The sequence below is a fragment of the Rhodococcus sp. NPDC060086 genome (assembly GCF_042730275.1).
In the GTDB taxonomy this organism is placed as follows: domain Bacteria; phylum Actinomycetota; class Actinomycetes; order Mycobacteriales; family Mycobacteriaceae; genus Rhodococcus.
The window spans coordinates 14,973-33,587 of sequence record NZ_JBHWWZ010000053.1 but is presented as its reverse complement, the minus strand read 5'-3'; the positions used below and the strand labels follow the sequence as shown (position 1 = coordinate 33,587).

The following is an 18,615-nucleotide window of genomic DNA, read 5'->3' as shown; positions in this document are numbered from 1 at the left end:
TCCCATTCCGAACCCGGAAGCTAAGCCTGTCTGCGCCGATGGTACTGCACTCGACAGGGTGTGGGAGAGTAGGACACCGCCGAACACCCGTTCCGAAAGGGGACCCACTCGTATGGGTCCCCTTTCGTGTTTTTCATGAAAGGATTTTGCTGTGTCCGACAGCAACGGTGAACGTAGGTCCTTCCGAAGCGGAGGATCCACTCCGTGGTCGGGCCGGAGCGGCGACGACCGCCGGAACGACCGCGGTGAAGAACGAAAAGACGACCGCGGACAGCCCCATGGCGGAGCGGGACGGCCCAGTCGTGGCCGCGACGACCGCCGCGGTGACGATCGCCGAGGCAGCGATTCTCGCAGTGGTGATCGTCCGTACGGCGACCGTCCGCGCCAGGACCGCTCCGGTGGCGAGCGTGGCAGCGGAGACCGGGGACGGCAGGGATCGGGCTTCGGTCGCAGCGACGACCGGCGCGGAGGCGAAGACCGACGTGGCGACCGCCCCGGCCACTCGGGCCGCCCGAGTACCCCGTCCGGCGACCGCCGTACCTCCGACGACCGCCGCGGTAGCGGCGGGGATCATCGTGGAAGCGGCCCGGATCGGGGAGCACCCCGTCGGCGAGGTGGCGAAGGCGGATTCGATCCGAAGGGTCGCGAAGGAGTCCGACCGCAGCGCCGCGAGGCACGTCCGGATGAACCGGATCTGCCCGACGACCTCGAAGCATCGGAACTCGATCCGACCATACGCCGCGATCTGCTGAGCCTGGACAAGGCGAACGCGAACGCTGTGGCGCGACACCTGGTCATGGCCGGGCGTCTGATCGACGACGACGTCCGCACCGCGCTGTCCCACGCCCGTGCCGCTCGACAGCGCGCCGGTCGTATCGCAGTGGTGCGTGAAGCGGCGGGGATCACGGCGTATCACGCCGGGGAGTGGGCCGAAGCCCTGTCCGAGCTGCGGGCTGCCCGCCGGATGTCCGGGGGAACCGGCCTGCTGGCCGTCATGGCCGACTGCGAGCGCGGTCTGGGTCGTCCCGAGAAGGCCGTCGAGCTCGGTCGTAGTGAGGAAGCGCGCAAGCTGACCGGTGACGAGGCATCCGAGCTGCGCATCGTCGTCGCGGGTGCGCGTATGGACCTCGGCCAGATCGATCAGGCCGTGGTCACCCTGCAGACGCCAGATCTGGATCCCGAGCGGACAGGCACCTCCGCGGCACGCCTGTTCTACGCTTACGCAGATGCGCTGGTAGCGGCCGGGCGCACCGATGAAGGCCTGCAGTGGTTCCTGCATTCTTCGGCAGCGGATCTCGAGGGCGTCACCGACGCAGAAGAGCGGGTGGACGAGCTCACCGGAGACAATCTGTGAGTTCGGAGACACTGCGGTCCCGGTACGACGTCCTGCTGCTCGACCTCGACGGCACCGTCTATCGGGGAGCGGAAGCGGTTCCCGGGGCGCGTGAGGCCCTCAGCGGCGGCGATCGCATGTTGTATGTGACGAACAACGCCAGCCGACGTCCGTTCGAAGTCGCGCAGCATCTGCAGGAACTCGGGTTCGTCGCCGATACCGATTCGGTGGTGACGAGTTCGCAGTCCGCTGCTCGCCTCTTGGCCGAACGCCTCCCCACGGGATCGAAGATTCTGGTGGTGGGTACGGACGCGCTTGCGGAGGAGATCTCCGCGGTGTCGCTCGAACCGGTCCGGACCGCGGACGCGCAACCGGTAGCCGTCGTACAGGGGCATTCTCCCGACACCGGATGGCGCATCCTCGCCGAGGCGACCCTCGCAATCCGGGCCGGCGCCCTGTGGGTGGCGACCAACGTCGACTCCACGCTGCCGACCGAACGCGGGCTCGTTCTCGGCAACGGCTCGATGGTGGCGGCGCTGGTATCGGCAACGGGGAGCACACCGATCGTCGCCGGCAAGCCTGCCGCACCACTGCTCGACGATGCGATCCGCCGAGCCTCGGCGGATCGCCCCCTCGTCATCGGTGACCGGCTCGACACCGATATCCAGGGCGCGAACGCAGTCGGCGTCGACTCGCTGCTGGTCCTGACCGGGGTGAGCACCATCGAGGATCTGTTGCGTGCACCCGCCCACCAGCGACCCACTTATGTCGCTTCGTCCCTCGAATGCCTGGACACCGCTGCGTCGGTGCTACGTGTGGAGCCCGGAAACGGGTGGACGGTCGCCGTGGACGACGGCGACCTGCACCTCACGTCGACGGTGAACGGGGCCGACGCGGCCGGTTCCGCAGACGCATCCATGGCGGCGCTGAGGGGTGTCCTCGACGTGGCGTGGGCGCACCCGGGTTTCGGTGCGATCGTGGGTTCGGATGAGGCAGCCCGCCGCGTGGTCGCCCAGTGGGTCCCGGAGGTCTGACAGCGGTCGTGCGATGTGTCCGCCGTGTCGATCATCGACTAGCGTGGTCGACGATGAGCATGTCGATTCCACGTCCAGGAGAACACCTTCCCGGCGCCGGCCCCGGTGTCGACCCCGATGCTGTGCATGTCGAGGTCGACCGCCTGCTTGCGCGTGTGCAGGAGGAAGGCCATGTCGGTGATACCGCCGCCTCGATCGGAAGGCAGGCGCAGCTGCTCGAGCAGGCGCACGACGTGCTTGTCCAGGCGCTGTCGACCGTGGACAAGATCTGACATGGCGCGCAGAGCACGTGTCGATGCAGAATTGGTGCGCCGCGGTTTGGCGCGTTCCCGTGAGCACGCCAGTGAACTGATCGCAGCCGGACGAGTGCTGATTTCCGGCGCCGTTGCGACGAAGCCGGCGACCGCAGTGGAAGCGAACACCCCGCTCATCGTCAACGACGTCACCGACGAAGTGTCATGGGCGTCGAGGGGTGCGCACAAACTGCTCGGTGCACTCGAGGCGTTCACCCCATCCGGCCTGCAGATCTCGGGCCGACGCTGCCTCGATGCCGGTGCGTCGACCGGTGGCTTCACCGATGTGTTGCTCCATGAGGGTGCGTCCGAGGTCGTCGCGGTCGACGTCGGATACGGGCAACTGGTGTGGCGACTGCAGTCGGATGAACGTGTCCACGTGATCGATCGAACAAACGTGCGTAATATCGACGCCGAGACGATCGGAGGACCGGCCGACGTCGTCGTGGCGGACCTGTCGTTCATCTCGCTGCGCCTGGTGCTCCCAGCATTCGTCCGGTGCGCCGCGCCGGGCGCCGACCTGCTTCCGATGGTCAAGCCACAGTTCGAAGTGGGGAAGGACCGCGTCGGTAGCGGCGGTGTCGTGCGCGACTCCGCGCTGCGGACGGAGGCGGTCCTCGACGTAGCACGCGACGCCCGGAAACTCGGGCTTCGCACGTTGGGGGCGGTCGCCAGCCCGCTGCCAGGCCCGTCGGGGAACGTGGAGTACTTCCTGTGGCTTCGGGCGGGAGAACCTGACACGGCCGACCCCGACACGAGGGTGGTCGAACTCATCGAGCAAGCGGTGCAGGAAGGACCTCAGTGACAACAGGGTCGGGCGAATCGACGCCCGGGACGCAGGGCCGCGAGGTCCTGCTCGTGTCGCATTCGGGTAGGGAAGAGATTGCCACCACCGCTCAGCGGGTCGCGAAACTCTTCGGCGACGCCGGGATCGTCCTGCGTGTCCTCGAGGACGAAGCGGTCAGCACCGGCCTCGGAGCGCTGGAGGTTCCCGGCGGCAGGATCCGGATCGTCGAATCGGGCCCCGATGCGGCGGCCGGTTGCGAGATGGTCATCGTCCTCGGCGGTGACGGAAGCTTCCTGCGTGCTGCAGAGCTCGCACAACACGTATCGGTGCCGGTACTCGGCATCAACCTCGGCCGGATCGGCTTCCTGGCCGAAGCCGAAGCAGACCATCTCGAAGAGGCCCTGCACCAGGTGGTGCGCAAGCAGTACTCGGTCGAGAACCGGATGACCCTCGACGTGACGATCCGCGTGGACGATGTCATCGTCGACCGCGGGTGGGCGCTCAACGAGGCGAGTCTCGAGAACCAATCGCGACTCGGCGTCCTCGAGGTGGTTCTCGAAGTGGACGGACGTCCGGTGTCGTCCTTCGGTGGCGACGGTGTGCTGATCGCCACCCCGACCGGGTCGACGGCCTACGCGTTCTCCGCGGGTGGCCCGATCGTGTGGCCGGAACTCGAAGCGCTTCTTGTGATCCCGAGCAATGCTCACGCGTTGTTCGCGCGTCCGCTGGTGACCAGTCCGAAATCGATCATTGCGGTCGAGACCCTCGCGGGAAGCCATGCCGGCCTCGTGTTCTGCGATGGGCGCCGCACGCTCGAACTTCCTGCCGGAGGCCGCCTCGAGGTCGTCCGCGGGAAGCATTCCGTGAGATGGGTACGGCTGGATTCGGCACCGTTTGCGGATCGGATGGTGCGCAAGTTCGATCTTCCGGTGAAGGGCTGGCGGGGAAGGAAACTCTAGGTGCTCTCAGAGATCCGGATAGACAACCTCGGTGTGATCACCGAGGCAAGTGCCCGGTTCGACGGAGGCTTGACGGTGCTGACCGGTGAAACCGGTGCCGGCAAGACCATGGTCGTGACCAGCCTGCACCTTCTGTCAGGTGTGCGCGCCGACTCTGCACGGGTACGGGTGGGAGCGTCGCGTGCCGTGGTCGAAGGCCGCTTCAGTGTCGACGGGGGCAACAGTCACGTCGAGAAGGAAGTGGCGCGGCTACTCGAATCGGCAGGTGCGCAACGCGACGACGACGGCAGCATCATCGCGGTGCGGACCGTCAACAGCGACGGAGGGTCCCGGGCACACCTCGGGGGCCGCAGCATCCCGGTCGGCTTGCTTTCCGAATTCACCGACCCGCTGCTGACGGTGCACGGGCAGAATGACCAGCTCCGCCTGCTGCGTCCCGACCAGCAGCGCGCTGCCCTCGATCGATTCGGAGGAAAGGCCATCACGTCGCTGCGGGAGCGTTACCGCACGCACCGGCGACGGTGGCTCGATGCCCGCTCCGAACTCCTCGACCGCACGAACAGGGCGCGAGAGTTGGCCCAGGAAGCCGACCGGCTGCAGTTCGGACTCGACGAGATCGACAGGGTCGCCCCCGAACGAGGCGAAGACGCACGGATCGTCGCCGATGTCCTGCGTCTGTCGGATCTCGATTCATTGCGTGAAGCGGCTGCGGCCGCACACGGCGTCCTCGCCGGATACGACAGCGCCGACGCAGGGGAGGCCGCGTCCGCGCTCGACCTGCTCGGCGAAGCCCGGTCCCGTGTCGAGGGCAGCGACGATCCGGCGCTGTGCGAACTCGGTCCGCGGCTCGCCGAGGCAATCACGGTGGTCACCGATGTCACCGCAGATCTCTCCGGCTATCTGGGCGGCCTCCCGTCCGATCCCGGCGCACTCGAATCGCTGCTGACCCGCCAAGCCGAACTGAAGACCCTCACCCGCAAGTACGCCGCCGACATCGACGGGGTGCTCGACTGGGCCGACGATGCGCGCGAGCGACTGTCGCGGCTCGACGTGTCCTCCGAGGCACTCGAGAAGCTCGCCGCCGAAGTGGACAGCGAAGCCACCGCGACCGCGGAAGCCGCCGGTGCGTTGACGGCGGCGCGGAGCAAAGCGGCAACCAAACTTGCGAAGGCGGTGAGCAAGGAACTCGCCGGACTCGCGATGGGGCGTGCCGTGCTCGACGTACACGTCCGCGACCGTGAAGCAGGCGCGGGAGATTCTGCGCCCCTTCCCGTGGGGGACCGCACGGTGCACGCAGGCGAATCGGGGGTCGACGACGTCGAATTCCGTCTCGCCGCCCACGCCGGCGCGCCGGCCCTGCCCATCGCTCGCAGCGCGTCGGGCGGTGAGATGTCGCGGGTCATGCTGGCACTCGAGGTGGTCCTCGCCGCCTCCGAGCGCGGCGCCACCATGGTGTTCGACGAGGTGGATGCCGGCGTCGGTGGCCGTGCCGCGGTCGAGATCGGTCGCCGCCTGGCCCGACTCTCGCGCACGCACCAGGTCATCGTCGTCACGCACCTGCCGCAGGTCGCCGCCTTCGCCGACACTCATCTGGTGGTCGACAAGGTCGACGATGCGGCCGGTGTGGTGAGTAGCGGCGTGCGCACCTTGACCGATACCGAGCGGGTCACCGAACTGGCGCGGATGCTTGCCGGGCTCGACGACACCGAGACCGGCCGGGCACATGCCGAGGAACTGCTCGCCATGGCGCACGCCGAACGAGAGGGCTGAGTTCGGCCGCGATGGTCGCGAGGTGAAGCGAGGTGAACTCCCGCGTCGTCCGGCGCGCCTCCACAACCGCATCGCACCTCAGGAGCATCATTCTCACCATGAAGATGCCGGCGCTGCTGTCCCGCAACAATGAAACGCTGCCCGGAGTGAGCGGTATCGCCCGGGTCGACAAGAACACCGCAAAACTGGTCCGCCGGGTCGGTCCCGGCGACATCGTCATCCTCGACGCCGTCGACCTCGATCGGGTCACCGCCGACGCCCTCGTCGAAGCGGGGGTCACCGCGGTCGTCAATGCATCGGCGTCGATTTCCGGTCGCTATCCCAACCTCGGCCCGGAAGTCCTCGTCGCCAACGACATCATCCTGATCGACAGTGTCGGGTCCGATCTGTTCAAGAAGATCAAGGACGGCGCCAAGGTCCGGCTCCACGACGGCGGTGTCTACGCCGGGGAACGTCTGCTCGTCGAAGGTGAGGAACAGACCGAAGCCGAGATCTCCGATCGGATGATCGAGGCGAAGACCGGCCTGGTCGACCACCTCGAGGCATTCTCCGGCAACACCATCGAGTTCATCCGCTCGGAGAGCCCGTTGCTCATCGACGGGGTGGGCATCCCCGATATCGATCTCGACCTGCAGGACCGGCACGTCGTGGTGGTCACCGGCGGACCCGACCACGCGCAGGACCTGAAGAACCTTCGGCCCTTCATCAAGGAATACTCACCGATCCTGGTGGGCGTCGACTCCGGTGCCGATGCCCTGACCAAAGCCGGCTATCGGCCGGACCTGATCATCGGCGACCCGGACGGCATCGGCACCTCCACCCTCCAGTCCGGCGCCGAGGTCGTCCTGCCCGCCGATCCGGACGGACACGCGCCCGGACTCGAACGCATCCAGGATCTCGGGATCGGTGCGATGACGTTCCCCGCAGCAGGAACCTCCACCGACCTCGCGCTGCTCCTCGTCGACCATCACGGCGCGGCACTCGTCGTGACCGTCGGAAGCACCGTCTCCCTCGATGAATTCTTCGATCAGGGTCGCCGCGACACCAACCCGTCGGCGGTCATGACGCGCCTCAAGGTCGGTCCGAAACTGGTCGATTCGAAAGCCGTCGCCACCCTGTACCGCAGCCGCGTTTCCGGTGGCATCATCGCGCTGCTCGTCTTCGCCGCGCTCATCGCCGTGATCGCCGCGTTGGTCGTGTCCAACCTGGGCGGCGACGTCGTCGACTGGGCCACGACCTGGTCTGCCGACTCCGTCGAGTGGGTTCGGGGTCAGTTCGAGTGATCTCGATGCGCCAGCACGCGGTCTCCCTGATCGCAGTGTTCTTGGCACTCGGTCTCGGTGTCGTCCTCGGCTCAGGGTTGTTGTCGAACAGCCTCGTAGCCGGCCTGCGTGACGACAAGGCGGACATGGGCCGCGAACTGCAAGCCGAACACGACCGAGCCAATCGACTCGACTCGGAGCTGCGTGCCGCCGACGAATTCGAGGCCACCGTCGCGCCGCGCGTGGTCCGCGATGAACTCGTCGATCGCACCGTGCTCGTGGTGACGACCCCCGATGCCGATCCTGCCGATCTCGACGCAGTCACACGCGCAGTGGCATCCGCGGGTGGCACCGTGACTGGACGACTGTCGCTGACCGACTCGTTCCTCGATGCGGCCGGCGCCGACATGCTCCGCACCACGGTCACCAACATCATCCCGGCGGGCGTGCAACTGCAGACCGGCGCGGTCGATCCCGGCAGTCTCGCCGGCGACCTGCTCGGTGCCGCACTCCTGGTGGATCCCGCCTCCGGAGCATCGCGTAGCACCCCGGAGGAACGCGAGCTTGCATTGTCCGCGTTGCGCAGCGGCGGGTTCATCTCCTACGACGGAGTCGTCGAGCCTGCCCAGTCCGCACTGGTACTCACCGGCAGCGGTGTCGAGGATCTCGACGGCGGCAACCGTGGTGCACTCATCGCCCGTTTCGCGGCAGCCGTCGACACCCGTGGCGCGGGCGCCGTCCTTGCCGGACGGCCCGAATCGGCGACCGGCAACGGCCCGCTCGCGGTGGTCCGCGCCGACGCGGCTCTGTCGGCAGGGCTGTCCACCGTCGACAACCTGGACCGCGAGGCAGGGCGGAGCACCGCGGTGCTGGCCCTGCGCGAGCAGTTCGACGGCGGCGCCGGCCGCTACGGAACCGGGCCCGGTGCGGCCGCGGTCACCGTGGGATCCACCGCGCGGTGACCGGACCCGGTTTCTTCTCGCGCTGTGATGTCCGCAGCATCGGTGCCCCACAATCGCGACTCGGGTACGCACCGGCCTCCACAGGTGTTACCGTGAAGTTCCGTGGGTCGGCAGGCCCCAGCTGTATCGTCTGAAGTCCAAAAGTCCTGCACCTGACGTCACGGGAGCTTCGTTGCCACAGTCACGCCAATCGCGTACCCCTACCAAGCACATTTTCGTCAGTGGGGGCGTCGCATCCTCGCTGGGCAAGGGGCTCACCGCATCGAGTCTCGGTGCGCTGCTCACCGCGCGCGGAATGCGCGTGACCATGCAGAAACTCGATCCGTATCTCAATGTCGATCCGGGCACCATGAATCCGTTCCAGCACGGTGAGGTGTTCGTCACCGAGGACGGTGCCGAAACCGATCTCGACGTGGGTCACTACGAGCGTTTCCTCGACCGAAACCTCAACGCCGACGCGAACGTCACCACCGGCCAGGTGTACTCGACCGTGATCGCGAAGGAACGCCGCGGCGAGTACCTCGGCGACACCGTCCAGGTGATTCCGCACATCACCGACGAGATCAAGCGCCGCGTCCTTGCGATGTCCGCACCCGATTCCGAGGGCTACACGCCGGATGTCGTGATCACCGAGATCGGTGGCACCGTCGGCGACATCGAATCCCAGCCGTTCCTCGAGGCGGCCCGTCAGGTCCGCCATGAAGTCGGCCGCGACAACTGCTTCTTCCTGCACGTGTCGCTGGTGCCGTACCTCGGCCCGTCCGGTGAGCTGAAGACGAAGCCCACGCAGCACTCGGTAGCGGCGTTGCGCAACATCGGCATCCAGCCCGACGCGCTCGTGCTGCGATGTGATCGCGACGTCCCCGCGTCCCTCAAGGCGAAGATCTCGCTGATGTGCGACGTCGACGTCGCGGGCTGCATCTCGTGCCCCGACGCACCGAGCATCTACGACATCCCCAAGGTGCTGCACAGCGAAGGCCTCGACGCCTACGTCGTGCGTCAGCTCGGACTCCCGTTCCGCGACGTCGACTGGACGGTGTGGGGAGATCTGCTCGACCGCGTCCACAAGCCTCGGGAAACCGTCGAGGTGGCACTCGTCGGCAAGTACATCGACCTGCCCGACGCGTACCTGTCGGTGACCGAAGCGCTGCGTGCAGGTGGATTCGCGCACCGCGCCAAGGTGAAGATTCGCTGGGTCGCGTCCGACGAATGTGAAACCGAGTCCGGCGCGCAGGCGCACCTCGGCGACGTCGACGCGGTCCTGATTCCGGGCGGCTTCGGCATCCGCGGTATCGAGGGCAAGCTCGGCGCGATCCGTTTCGCGCGGTCCCGCAAGATTCCGCTGCTCGGACTGTGCCTCGGTCTGCAGTGCGTCGTCATCGAAGCGGCACGTTCGATCGGTATCTCGGATGCTTCGTCCACCGAGTTCGACCCCGACACCACCGCGCCGGTGATCTCGACGATGGCCGATCAGGAACAGGCCGTGGCCGGTGAAGCCGACCTCGGTGGCACCATGCGTCTCGGTGCCTACCCGGCGGTACTGGCCAAGGGATCGGTCGTCGCGAAGGCGTACGGCACCGACGAGGTGTCCGAGCGGCACCGTCACCGCTTCGAGGTCAACAACGCCTACCGCGAGCGGATCGCGAAGTCCGGGCTCCTGTTCTCCGGTACCTCACCGGACGGGCGACTCGTCGAGTTCGTCGAGTACCCGGCGGCCGTACATCCGTTCTTCGTCGCCACCCAAGCTCATCCGGAGCTCAAGAGCCGGCCCACCCGGCCGCACCCGCTGTTCGCCGGGCTGGTCTCCGCTGCGTTGAAGTACAAAGCGGCCGAACGACTTCCGGTCGACGTTCACGGGGATGACGGCAAGCGCACCGTCGACGACCTCGCCGTCGACTCCGCCGAGGCCGTGACGTCCACGTCCGGCAGCATCGACGCGGACTAGCGCGTGGCGCAGCGACACGAATTCCGGACCCTGTCCACGCAGCGCATCTACACCGGTGCCATCGTGTCGCTGCGCGTCGACGAGGTCGCGATGCCGGACGGGCACACCGCCCACCGGGAGGTGGTCGAACACTTCGGTGCGGTGGCGGTGGTTGCCATCGACGATCAGGACAGACTGGTCCTGATCCACCAGTACCGGCACCCGCTCGGCCGGCGACTGTGGGAGTTGCCCGCCGGTCTCCTCGACGAGGCAGGCGAGTCACCGCTCGACGCTGCGAAACGTGAACTCGCGGAAGAGACCGGGCTCGTGGCGGAACACTGGGAGACGCTCGTCGACCTCGCGCTGTCGCCCGGCTTCACCGACGAAGCGGTCCGGGTCTTCGTAGCCCGCGGCCTGACCGAGGTGGACCGGCCCGAACCGGAACACGAGGAAGCCGACCTGGAGATCCACCGGGTGCCTCTCGGCGAGGCCGTGTCCATGGCATTGTGCGGCGAGGTCGTCAATGCCACCGCGGTGTCGGGCATCCTCGCATCGGCTGCCGCACGCACCGCCGGGGTCGAGCTGCGACCTTCCGACGCGCTGTGGCCGGACCGGCCCGGCGCGTTCTCCCGCACCCGCGCGGGGGAGTGACGTCGGTGCTGGCGGGACAACTCGACACCTATCTCGATCACCTCACTGTCGAACGCGGTGCCGCCGCCAACACCCTGTCGTCCTACCGACGAGATCTGGCCCGCTATCGGGACTACCTCACGGACTGTGGGATCAGCGATCTCGCGGAAGTCCGTGAGGAGCACGTCGCCGAGTTCGTGGCGGTGTTGCGTCGCGGCGACCCCGACCGGGACCGCCCGGCGCTCGCTGCCAGCTCGGTCGCACGCGCCTTGATCGCGGTACGTGGATTACACCGGTTCGCCGCGGCCGAAGGTCGGACGCCGAGCGACGTTGCGCGTGCCGTCAAGCCCCCCACCGCGGGGCGGCGTCTCCCGAAGTCGCTGACCGTCGACCAGGTGACGGCAATTCTCGATGCGGTCGGCGGCGAGGCGGACGGGCCCCGTGGCCTCCGCGACCGGGCTCTGTTGGAACTGCTGTATTCGACCGGTGCCCGCATCTCCGAGGCGGTCGGGCTCGATGTCGACGACGTGGACACCGACTCCAGGGCGGTGCTCCTGCACGGAAAAGGCGGTAAGCAACGACTCGTGCCCGTCGGCCGACCCGCGCTCGCGGCGCTCGACGCCTATCTCGTGAGGGGTCGGCCCGTCCTCGCCGCCGGCCACACCGCCGCGTTGTTCCTCAACGCACGGGGCGGGCGGTTGTCGCGGCAGAGCGCGTGGCAGGTACTGCAGACCGCAGCCGAGCGCGCAGCCATCGGGACGGGGGTCTCACCGCACACACTCCGACATTCGTTCGCGACCCACCTGCTCGACGGAGGCGCCGACGTACGCGTGGTGCAGGAGTTGCTCGGGCATGCTTCTGTGACGACGACGCAGATCTACACGTTGGTCACTGTCGGCGCGTTGCGAGAGGTCTGGGCCGGTGCGCATCCCCGCGCACGCTGATCGGAGTGTCCCCGAAATGCGTGTCCGTCCGCGCGACACGCACCCAGGCGGTAGCGTTCAAGGGGCGAGGACGCGGTAGCGTTCCGGATACGGAACAGCAACCGTTCGGCAACTCGACGACAACGGTTTTCGCATCGCTGGATGCACAGCTCGCTAGATGCACAGTAGGACGCAGAACAGGGGGAGCACCGCTCGTGGGCACACCTCGGCCATCTGCCACAGACAGCACACATCTGAACATTGCACACGCGGCCATGCAGGGTTGGCCGGCACCGGTCCGTTCCGTTGCCGACTACCGTTCGCCGGCCGAACCGGAATCACCTGACGACGGGCCCGGCGACGAATCGACGGTGGACACCACCCAGGCTCCGCCGATCGGCGATATCGAGGCTGCGCCGGCCGACCGGACGGACCTCGGCCCCACCGGCAGGCCACGCCGACACATCCCCGATCCGCCACCGCTGGCGTCGCACGGCCCCGCCAAGATCATCGCCATGTGCAACCAGAAGGGCGGGGTGGGCAAGACCACCTCCACCATCAACCTGGGTGCCGCTCTCGCCGAATGCGGCCGCCGCGTGTTGCTCGTAGACCTCGACCCTCAGGGTGCATTGTCCGCCGGACTCGGGGTCGCCCACCACGATCTCGAGCTGACGGTCCACAATCTGCTGGTCGAACCCCGAGCCGATACCGACGACGTACTGATCCACACGCACATCGAGAACCTCGACCTGCTGCCGAGCAACATCGACCTGTCTGCCGCCGAGATCCAGCTCGTGTCCGAGGTGGGGCGCGAACAGGCACTCGGCCGTGCCCTGTACCCGGTTCTCGAACGGTACGACTACATCCTCGTCGATTGCCAGCCATCGCTCGGCCTGCTCACCGTCAACGCGCTGGCCTGCGCAGACTCCGTACTGATTCCGATGGAGTGCGAATTCTTCAGCCTTCGCGGTCTCGCTCTGCTCAACGACACCGTCGCCAAGGTGCGTGATCGGCTCAACCCGCGCCTCGCCGTCGCCGGCATCCTCGTGACCATGTACGACTCGCGGACGTTGCACGGCCGCGAAGTGATGTCCCGGGTAGTCGAGGTCTTCGGTGACCTCGTCTACGACAGCGTCATCGCCCGCACCGTCAAATTTCCCGAGACCAGTGTTGCCGGCGAACCGATCATCACCTGGGCGCCGAAATCAGGTGGTGCCGAGTCGTTCCGGTCGCTCGCCCGCGAAGTGATCCACCGGGCCGGCCGCTGATCCGTGTCCGCTCTCACACAGGATTCCGCCGCTGCGGACTCCGCTGTTGCTGCTGTCGCCGACGAGAACACCGGCCGGCCTCCGGAAACCGAGGATGCTGACAACGGCGGATTCCGGGTCCGGCTCCGCAACTTCGAGGGCCCCTTCGATCTGCTCCTCACCCTGATCTCGCAGCGCCGCCTCGATGTCACCGAAGTCGCGTTGCATGAGGTCACCGACGAATTCATCGCCTACACCCGGAAACTCGGTCCCCAACTCGGACTCGACCAGACCACCGAGTTCCTCGTCGTCGCCGCGACCTTGCTCGACCTCAAAGCGGCCCGTCTGCTGCCCTCCGGTGACGTCCACGACCTCGAGGATCTCGCGTTGCTCGAGGCCCGCGACCTGCTGTTCGCGCGATTGCTGCAGTACCGGGCGTACAAGCAGATCGCCGAGCACTTCGCCGAACTCGAGAGCGCTGCGCTCCGCCGCTATCCGCGTGCGGTGTCGCTGGAAGAATGCTTCGAGAACCTCGTGCCGGAAGTCGTCCTCGGAGTCGACGCGCAGCGCTTCGCCGAGATCGCCGCCGCCGCATTCCGCCCCAAGCCGATCCCCACCGTCGGGCTCGACCACCTGCACGTCTCGGCGGTGTCGGTCCCCGAGCAGGCCGCACACATCCTTGCTCTGCTGAAGGACCGGGGTGCCGGGCAGTGGGTCGGCTTCGAGGTCCTCACAGCCGACTGTGAGCACGGACTGCTTGTGGTCGCGCGGTTCCTCGCGCTGCTCGAGCTCTACCGCGAACGCGTCGTCACCTTCGACCAGCCCGACCCGCTCGGTCCGCTCCAGGTGGCCTGGACCGGTGAGAACGACGAGAACGCCATCGACTTCGAGGAGGACTACGGGTGAGCGCCGACATCCCGGGCCCCGCACTGCCCGAGCAGGAAACGCAGGACCCGGCCGGTGACGAGCGGTCGTGGGACGGCGAACTGCTCGACATGGCCGACGACGAACTCACCGCGGCGCTCGAAGCGTTGCTCCTGGTGGTCGACACACCCGCCTCCGCAGACCAGCTCGCCGCCGCGATCGGTGTCACCGCCGACCGCGCCGAGCGTGCTCTCCGCGCGCTCGCGACCGATCTGGATGCGCGCGGCTCCGGCATCGATCTGCGTTTCGCGGGGGACGGCTGGAGGTTCTACACTCGCCGCGACTACGCCCCCTACGTCGAGAAGCTCCTCCAGGGCGGGGCCCGCACCAAGCTCACCCGTGCAGCTTTGGAAACCCTCGCCGTCGTCGCCTACCGGCAACCGGTTACCCGCAGCCGCGTCAGTGCAGTGCGCGGTGTCAACGTCGACGGGGTGATGCGCACGTTGCTCGCGCGTGATCTGATCGCCGAATTCGGCACGGATTCCGACACCGGAGGCACCCTCTACACCACCACCGAGCTGTTTCTCGAACGTCTGGGCCTCGCGTCGCTGAGCGATCTTCCGCCCGTCGGGCCCCTGTTGCCCGACGTAGATGTGATCGATGACATCAGTGACAGCCTCGAAGCGGACCCGAGGTTTGAGAGAATAGGTAAGAACGCGCGCGCCGAGACACTCTCACGCGCGGAGTTCGATCCAGAGAACTGACAGGAACAAAGTGAAAAAGCCCGCTCGCCGTGATGGCACACCGGACCAGAAACGTACCGCCCGCCCCGCGAAGGGGCAGGGCACCGGCAGATCCACTTCCTCCGCCCGCCGGTCGGACCCCCGCTCTCAGGATGCCGGGAACTCCACTGCAGGGAATACCGCTGCAGGTAAGAAACCCCATCGGGGTCAGGGGGGAGCCCCGCTGAACAAGCGAGGCCGGCCCTCCGCGCCGAAGCCTCAGGCCCGCCGGACCTCGTCGACGCCGACCATCAGCAATGCCAAGCCCGCCCGCCACCAGCACAGCACCGCCGCGCCGACGAAGCTGCCGGCAGGCGAGGGCGTGCGACTGCAGAAGGTCCTGGCGCAGGCAGGCGTGGCCTCGCGGCGCGCCGCAGAGGACATGATCGACCGCGGCCGCGTCGAGGTCGACGGAGCCATCGTTCGGGAGCAGGGGTTGCGCGTCGACCCCGAGAACGCCGTGATCCGCGTCGACGGTGTTCGCGTGGTCGTCAAGAAGGACCTCGTCCATCTCGTCCTCAACAAACCCCGCGGATGGCAGTCCACGATGTCCGACGACCTGGGCCGCCCTTGCGTCGGCGACATCGTCTCCGAGCGTGTCGCCGCGGGGCAGCGCCTGTTCCACGTCGGCCGACTCGACGCCGACACCGAAGGGTTGCTGTTGCTCACCAACGACGGTGAACTCGCGCATCGGCTCATGCATCCGTCCTTCGAGGTCAACAAGACCTATCTCGCGACGGTCAAGGGTGTGCTCCCACGCGGGATCGGCAAGCAACTCAAGGCCGGTGTCGAACTCGAGGACGGTCCCGCCAAGGTCGACAAGTTCGCGCTGATCGAAGCGTACGAAGGACAGTCCCTCGTACGTCTGGACCTGCATGAGGGCCGCAAGCACATCGTGCGCCGACTGCTCGACTTCGTCGGCCATCCTGTGGTCCGGCTCGTGCGCACCAACATCGGTCCCGTTGCGCTCGGCGACCAGCGTCCCGGCACCCTCCGCGTCCTCGGACGCAACGAGGTCGGCGGTCTCTACCAGGCGGTGGGACTGTGACCGACACCCCGGAAGGCCCATTGATCATCGCGATGGACGGACCGTCGGGCACGGGCAAGTCCAGCGTGTCCAAGCGGCTCGCACGGCATCTCGGTGCGGCCTACCTCGACACCGGTGCCATGTACCGAATCGCGACGCTGCACGTTCTGCGCCGCGGCACCGACCCGGCCGACGCCGACGCGATTGCCGTGACCGTCGCCGACCTGCCCTGGTCCATCGGTACCGACCCCGAGGTCGAGGACATCCGACTCGGCGGGCAGGACGTGCGTGAGGAGATCCGCGGCGCGGAGGTGACCGCGGCGGTCTCTGCTGTCTCCGCCGTCCCCGAGGTGCGGGAACTGCTGGTCGCGGCGCAGCAGCGCCTCGGCCTCGCGGCTCACCGCGTCGTCGTCGAGGGACGCGACATCGGCACCGCGGTGTTCCCCGAAGCGGATGTGAAGATCTTCCTCACCGCATCGGCGGAAGCACGCGCACAGCGACGCAATGCGCAGAACATCGTGGAAGGTCGCGGCGACAACTATGACGCGGTGCTCGCGTCGGTGCGGCGTCGCGACCATCTCGATTCCACGCGCGCAGTGTCGCCTCTGCGCGCCGCAGACGACGCTGTCGTCGTGGACACCAGCGACATGAACATCGATGAGGTGACCGCGGCGCTGACCGCTGTGGTCACCGAGCAGACGGGAGCGGCGCTGTGAGCGACGACGTCACAACGGAATACACCAACGAAGGCTTCGACGGCACCTGGTCAGAGGAATCGGATTGGGACCTCGACCTCGAGAGCGGAGTCGATCTCGAAGAGTTCGTCCCCGTTCCGACCGTGGCGGTGGTCGGCCGCCCCAATGTCGGAAAATCAACCCTCGTCAACCGCATCATCGGACGACGTGAAGCTGTCGTCGAGGACGTCCCCGGGGTCACCCGCGACCGGGTGTCGTACGAGGCCAACTGGAACGGCCGACGTTTCATGGTCCAGGACACCGGCGGCTGGGAACCCGACGCCAAGGGCATGCAGCAGTCGGTGGCGCGCCAGGCCGAAATCGCCATGCGCACCGCCGACGCGATCCTCGTCGTGGTCGACGCCACCGTCGGCGCGACCTCCGTCGACGAGGCCGTCGCCAAGGTGCTGCGCCGGTCGAAGACACCGGTGCTGCTCGTCGCCAACAAGGTCGACGACGACCGCGTCGAGGCCGAGGCGGCCGCATTGTGGTCGATGGGGCTCGGCCAGCCGTATTCGGTGTCCGCGACGCATGGTCGTGGCACCGGCGATCTGCTCGACGATCTGCTCGAGAAGATGCCGCCCACGCCGCGTGAGGGCACCGGTGGGGGAGGACCGCGCCGTGTTGCTCTTGTCGGTAAGCCGAATGTCGGCAAGTCGAGTCTGATCAACAAGTTGTCGGGCGACGAACGCTCGGTGGTGCACGATGTCGCGGGTACCACTGTCGATCCGGTCGACTCCCTGGTCGAACTCGCCGGTAAGCCCTGGCGGTTCGTCGACACCGCCGGTCTCCGCAAGCGCGTCACACACGCGTCGGGGGCCGAGTTCTACGCCTCGCTGCGCACCCGGGCTGCCATCGACGCCGCGGAGGTCGCGGTTCTGCTCATCGACGCGTCGCAGCCGATCACCGAGCAGGACCAGCGGGTGATCACCATGATCGTCGAATCGGGTCGGGCATTGGTGATCGCGTTCAACAAGTGGGACCTCGTCGACGAGGACCGACGCCACGAACTCGGGCGCGAGATCGAACGCGATCTCATGCGGATCCCGTGGGCCGCACGGGTTAACATTTCCGCCAAGACCGGCCGCGCAGTGCAGAAGCTCGTGCCCGCCATGGACACGGCACTCGACTCGTGGGACAAGCGCATCTCCACGGGCAGGCTCAACAACTGGCTCAAGGAAGTGGTGGCCGCGACACCGCCACCGATGCGAGGTGGGCGTCTGCCCCGTGTGATGTTCGCAACCCAGGCTGCGACCCGTCCGCCGACGTTCGTGTTGTTCACCACCGGCTTCCTCGAGGCCGGTTACCGCCGCTTCCTCGAGCGGAAGCTGCGTGAGGAATTCAACTTCGACGGCAGCCCCGTTCGGATCTCCGTGCGGGTGCGTGAGAAGCGCGACCGCCGCAAGTAGCCACGAACCCCCGAAACGGCGCTGACCAGCCGATTCGCGTTTCAGTCCGTACCTGTTGTAATCTCAACGAGCGCTCGACGAGAGCGCGGACGGGCTGTGGCGCAGCTTGGTAGCGCACTTGACTGGGGGTCAAGTGGTCGCAGGTTCAAATCCTGTCAGCCCGACCGAAAATCCCCGGTGAGATCTGATCTCACCGGGGATTTTTCGTTTGTCTCGGCAACTCCGCGGTATCGGTTCAGTCCGAAGTTTCCATGGAGACCCGCGCTGCTCCGGTTCGCTCGATCCGCTGTTGACCCCATGCACCAAGCGGGCCGAGTGCGGCATTCAAGGTGCGGCCGTGTTCGGTGAGTGAGTACTCGACCCGGGGCGGCACCTCGCGGTAGATCTCGCGGTGAACGAGACCATCCTCTTCCATTTCCCGCAGGTGCTGGACCAACATCTTCTCGCTGACTCCCGGTAGTGCGCGCCGGAGTTCGCCGAACCTGCGGGTGGAGTGATCGAGTTCCCACAGAATCAGCGACTTCCATTTGCCGGAGACCACATCCATCGCGGCATCGATTCCGCAGATGTAGGGGCCGGTTCTGGGCGATCGAGGCATCGCACGCTCCTTGACACTTACCAATTGGTGGGTATCGAACAATTTAGTGGGTACTTGCTACACGCACAGCAGGTGGG

The 18,615-nt window shown here is 67.2% G+C and carries 18 protein-coding genes, 1 tRNA gene and 1 rRNA gene; 19 read left to right on the top strand and 1 reads right to left on the bottom strand.

Features of this window, described 5'->3' with window-relative positions:
* From rrf to ACFWB0_RS21810, 19 genes are all read left to right on the top strand, one after another.
* A 5S ribosomal RNA gene (gene rrf, locus ACFWB0_RS21900) occupies positions 1-85 on the top strand; the annotation flags it as partial.
* A 66-nt stretch (positions 86-151) separates the two neighbouring features.
* Positions 152-1,354: a hypothetical protein gene (locus tag ACFWB0_RS21895; RefSeq protein ID WP_378492501.1), complete on the top strand. Its 1,203-nt coding sequence runs from the start codon at positions 152-154 to the stop codon at positions 1,352-1,354.
* Complete coding sequence (locus ACFWB0_RS21890) at positions 1,351-2,367, top strand: HAD-IIA family hydrolase (protein ID WP_378492500.1); 1,017 nt, start codon at positions 1,351-1,353, stop codon at positions 2,365-2,367. The genes ACFWB0_RS21895 and ACFWB0_RS21890 overlap by 4 nt, the downstream gene beginning before the upstream one ends.
* A gap of 53 nt (positions 2,368-2,420) precedes the next feature.
* Complete coding sequence (locus tag ACFWB0_RS21885; protein WP_378492499.1) at positions 2,421-2,639, top strand: hypothetical protein; 219 nt, start codon at positions 2,421-2,423, stop codon at positions 2,637-2,639.
* Between the two features lies 1 nt (position 2,640).
* Entirely contained in the window at positions 2,641-3,465 is an 825-nt protein-coding gene (locus ACFWB0_RS21880; RefSeq protein ID WP_378492498.1) for a TlyA family RNA methyltransferase, read from the top strand.
* Positions 3,462-4,406: an NAD kinase gene (locus ACFWB0_RS21875; protein WP_378492497.1), complete on the top strand. Its 945-nt coding sequence runs from the start codon at positions 3,462-3,464 to the stop codon at positions 4,404-4,406. The genes ACFWB0_RS21880 and ACFWB0_RS21875 overlap by 4 nt, the downstream gene beginning before the upstream one ends.
* The gene (recN, locus tag ACFWB0_RS21870; RefSeq protein ID WP_378492496.1) at positions 4,407-6,176 is read left to right on the top strand and encodes a DNA repair protein RecN; all 1,770 of its coding nucleotides are present in this window, start codon (positions 4,407-4,409) and stop codon (positions 6,174-6,176) included. It abuts the gene before it with no gap.
* 98 nt (positions 6,177-6,274) lie between these two features.
* The gene (steA, locus tag ACFWB0_RS21865) at positions 6,275-7,459 is read left to right on the top strand and encodes a putative cytokinetic ring protein SteA (RefSeq protein ID WP_378492495.1); all 1,185 of its coding nucleotides are present in this window, start codon (positions 6,275-6,277) and stop codon (positions 7,457-7,459) included.
* Positions 7,456-8,400 carry a copper transporter gene (locus ACFWB0_RS21860; protein ID WP_378492494.1) on the top strand — a complete coding sequence of 315 codons (945 nt, stop codon included), beginning with the start codon at positions 7,456-7,458 and terminating at the stop codon, positions 8,398-8,400. Before steA ends, ACFWB0_RS21860 begins: the two co-directional genes overlap by 4 nt.
* A 172-nt stretch (positions 8,401-8,572) precedes the next feature.
* Positions 8,573-10,345 (top strand): CTP synthase, encoded by a 1,773-nt coding sequence (locus tag ACFWB0_RS21855; RefSeq protein WP_378492493.1) that lies wholly within the window; start codon positions 8,573-8,575, stop codon positions 10,343-10,345.
* Positions 10,346-10,348: 3 nt separating this feature from the next.
* A complete protein-coding gene (locus ACFWB0_RS21850; RefSeq protein WP_378492492.1) occupies positions 10,349-10,975 on the top strand; it encodes an NUDIX domain-containing protein in 627 nt (208 codons plus the stop codon).
* Positions 10,976-10,980: 5 nt separating this feature from the next.
* Positions 10,981-11,898: a site-specific tyrosine recombinase XerD gene (xerD, locus tag ACFWB0_RS21845; RefSeq protein WP_378492491.1), complete on the top strand. Its 918-nt coding sequence runs from the start codon at positions 10,981-10,983 to the stop codon at positions 11,896-11,898.
* Between the two features lie 254 nt (positions 11,899-12,152).
* Positions 12,153-13,145 (top strand): ParA family protein, encoded by a 993-nt coding sequence (locus ACFWB0_RS21840; protein ID WP_378492490.1) that lies wholly within the window; start codon positions 12,153-12,155, stop codon positions 13,143-13,145.
* Between the two features lie 3 nt (positions 13,146-13,148).
* Entirely contained in the window at positions 13,149-14,030 is an 882-nt protein-coding gene (locus ACFWB0_RS21835; RefSeq protein ID WP_378492489.1) for a segregation and condensation protein A, read from the top strand.
* 89 nt (positions 14,031-14,119) lie between these two features.
* A complete protein-coding gene (gene scpB / locus ACFWB0_RS21830) occupies positions 14,120-14,752 on the top strand; it encodes an SMC-Scp complex subunit ScpB (RefSeq protein ID WP_378492503.1) in 633 nt (210 codons plus the stop codon).
* 10 nt (positions 14,753-14,762) lie between these two features.
* A complete protein-coding gene (locus ACFWB0_RS21825) occupies positions 14,763-15,818 on the top strand; it encodes a pseudouridine synthase (protein ID WP_378492488.1) in 1,056 nt (351 codons plus the stop codon).
* Positions 15,819-15,850: 32 nt separating this feature from the next.
* A complete protein-coding gene (cmk, locus tag ACFWB0_RS21820; RefSeq protein ID WP_378492502.1) occupies positions 15,851-16,513 on the top strand; it encodes a (d)CMP kinase in 663 nt (220 codons plus the stop codon).
* The gene (der, locus tag ACFWB0_RS21815) at positions 16,510-17,940 is read left to right on the top strand and encodes a ribosome biogenesis GTPase Der (protein ID WP_378492487.1); all 1,431 of its coding nucleotides are present in this window, start codon (positions 16,510-16,512) and stop codon (positions 17,938-17,940) included. The genes cmk and der overlap by 4 nt, the downstream gene beginning before the upstream one ends.
* 90 nt (positions 17,941-18,030) lie before the next feature.
* Positions 18,031-18,104 (top strand) — tRNA-Pro (locus tag ACFWB0_RS21810).
* 71 nt (positions 18,105-18,175) lie between these two features.
* Here the strand turns inward: ACFWB0_RS21810 and ACFWB0_RS21805 are convergent.
* Positions 18,176-18,538, bottom strand: a complete 363-nt coding sequence (locus ACFWB0_RS21805; RefSeq protein WP_378492486.1) for a winged helix-turn-helix transcriptional regulator — start codon at positions 18,536-18,538, stop codon at positions 18,176-18,178.
* Positions 18,539-18,615 lie beyond the last annotated feature (77 nt).

Bases quoted from the DNA above. Each gene is read 5' to 3' on its own strand.
- cmk (WP_378492502.1), top strand. From the start codon at position 15,851: ATGGACGGACCGTCGGGCACGGGCAAGTCCAGCGTGTCCAAGCGGCTC.
- ACFWB0_RS21840 (WP_378492490.1), top strand. From the start codon at position 12,153: ATGCAGGGTTGGCCGGCACCGGTCCGTTCCGTTGCCGACTACCGTTCG.
- ACFWB0_RS21805 (WP_378492486.1), bottom strand. From the start codon at position 18,538: ATGCCTCGATCGCCCAGAACCGGCCCCTACATCTGCGGAATCGATGCC.
- steA (WP_378492495.1), top strand. From the start codon at position 6,275: ATGAAGATGCCGGCGCTGCTGTCCCGCAACAATGAAACGCTGCCCGGA.
- ACFWB0_RS21880 (WP_378492498.1), top strand. From the start codon at position 2,641: ATGGCGCGCAGAGCACGTGTCGATGCAGAATTGGTGCGCCGCGGTTTG.
- scpB (WP_378492503.1), top strand. From the start codon at position 14,120: ATGGCCGACGACGAACTCACCGCGGCGCTCGAAGCGTTGCTCCTGGTG.
- ACFWB0_RS21885 (WP_378492499.1), top strand. From the start codon at position 2,421: ATGAGCATGTCGATTCCACGTCCAGGAGAACACCTTCCCGGCGCCGGC.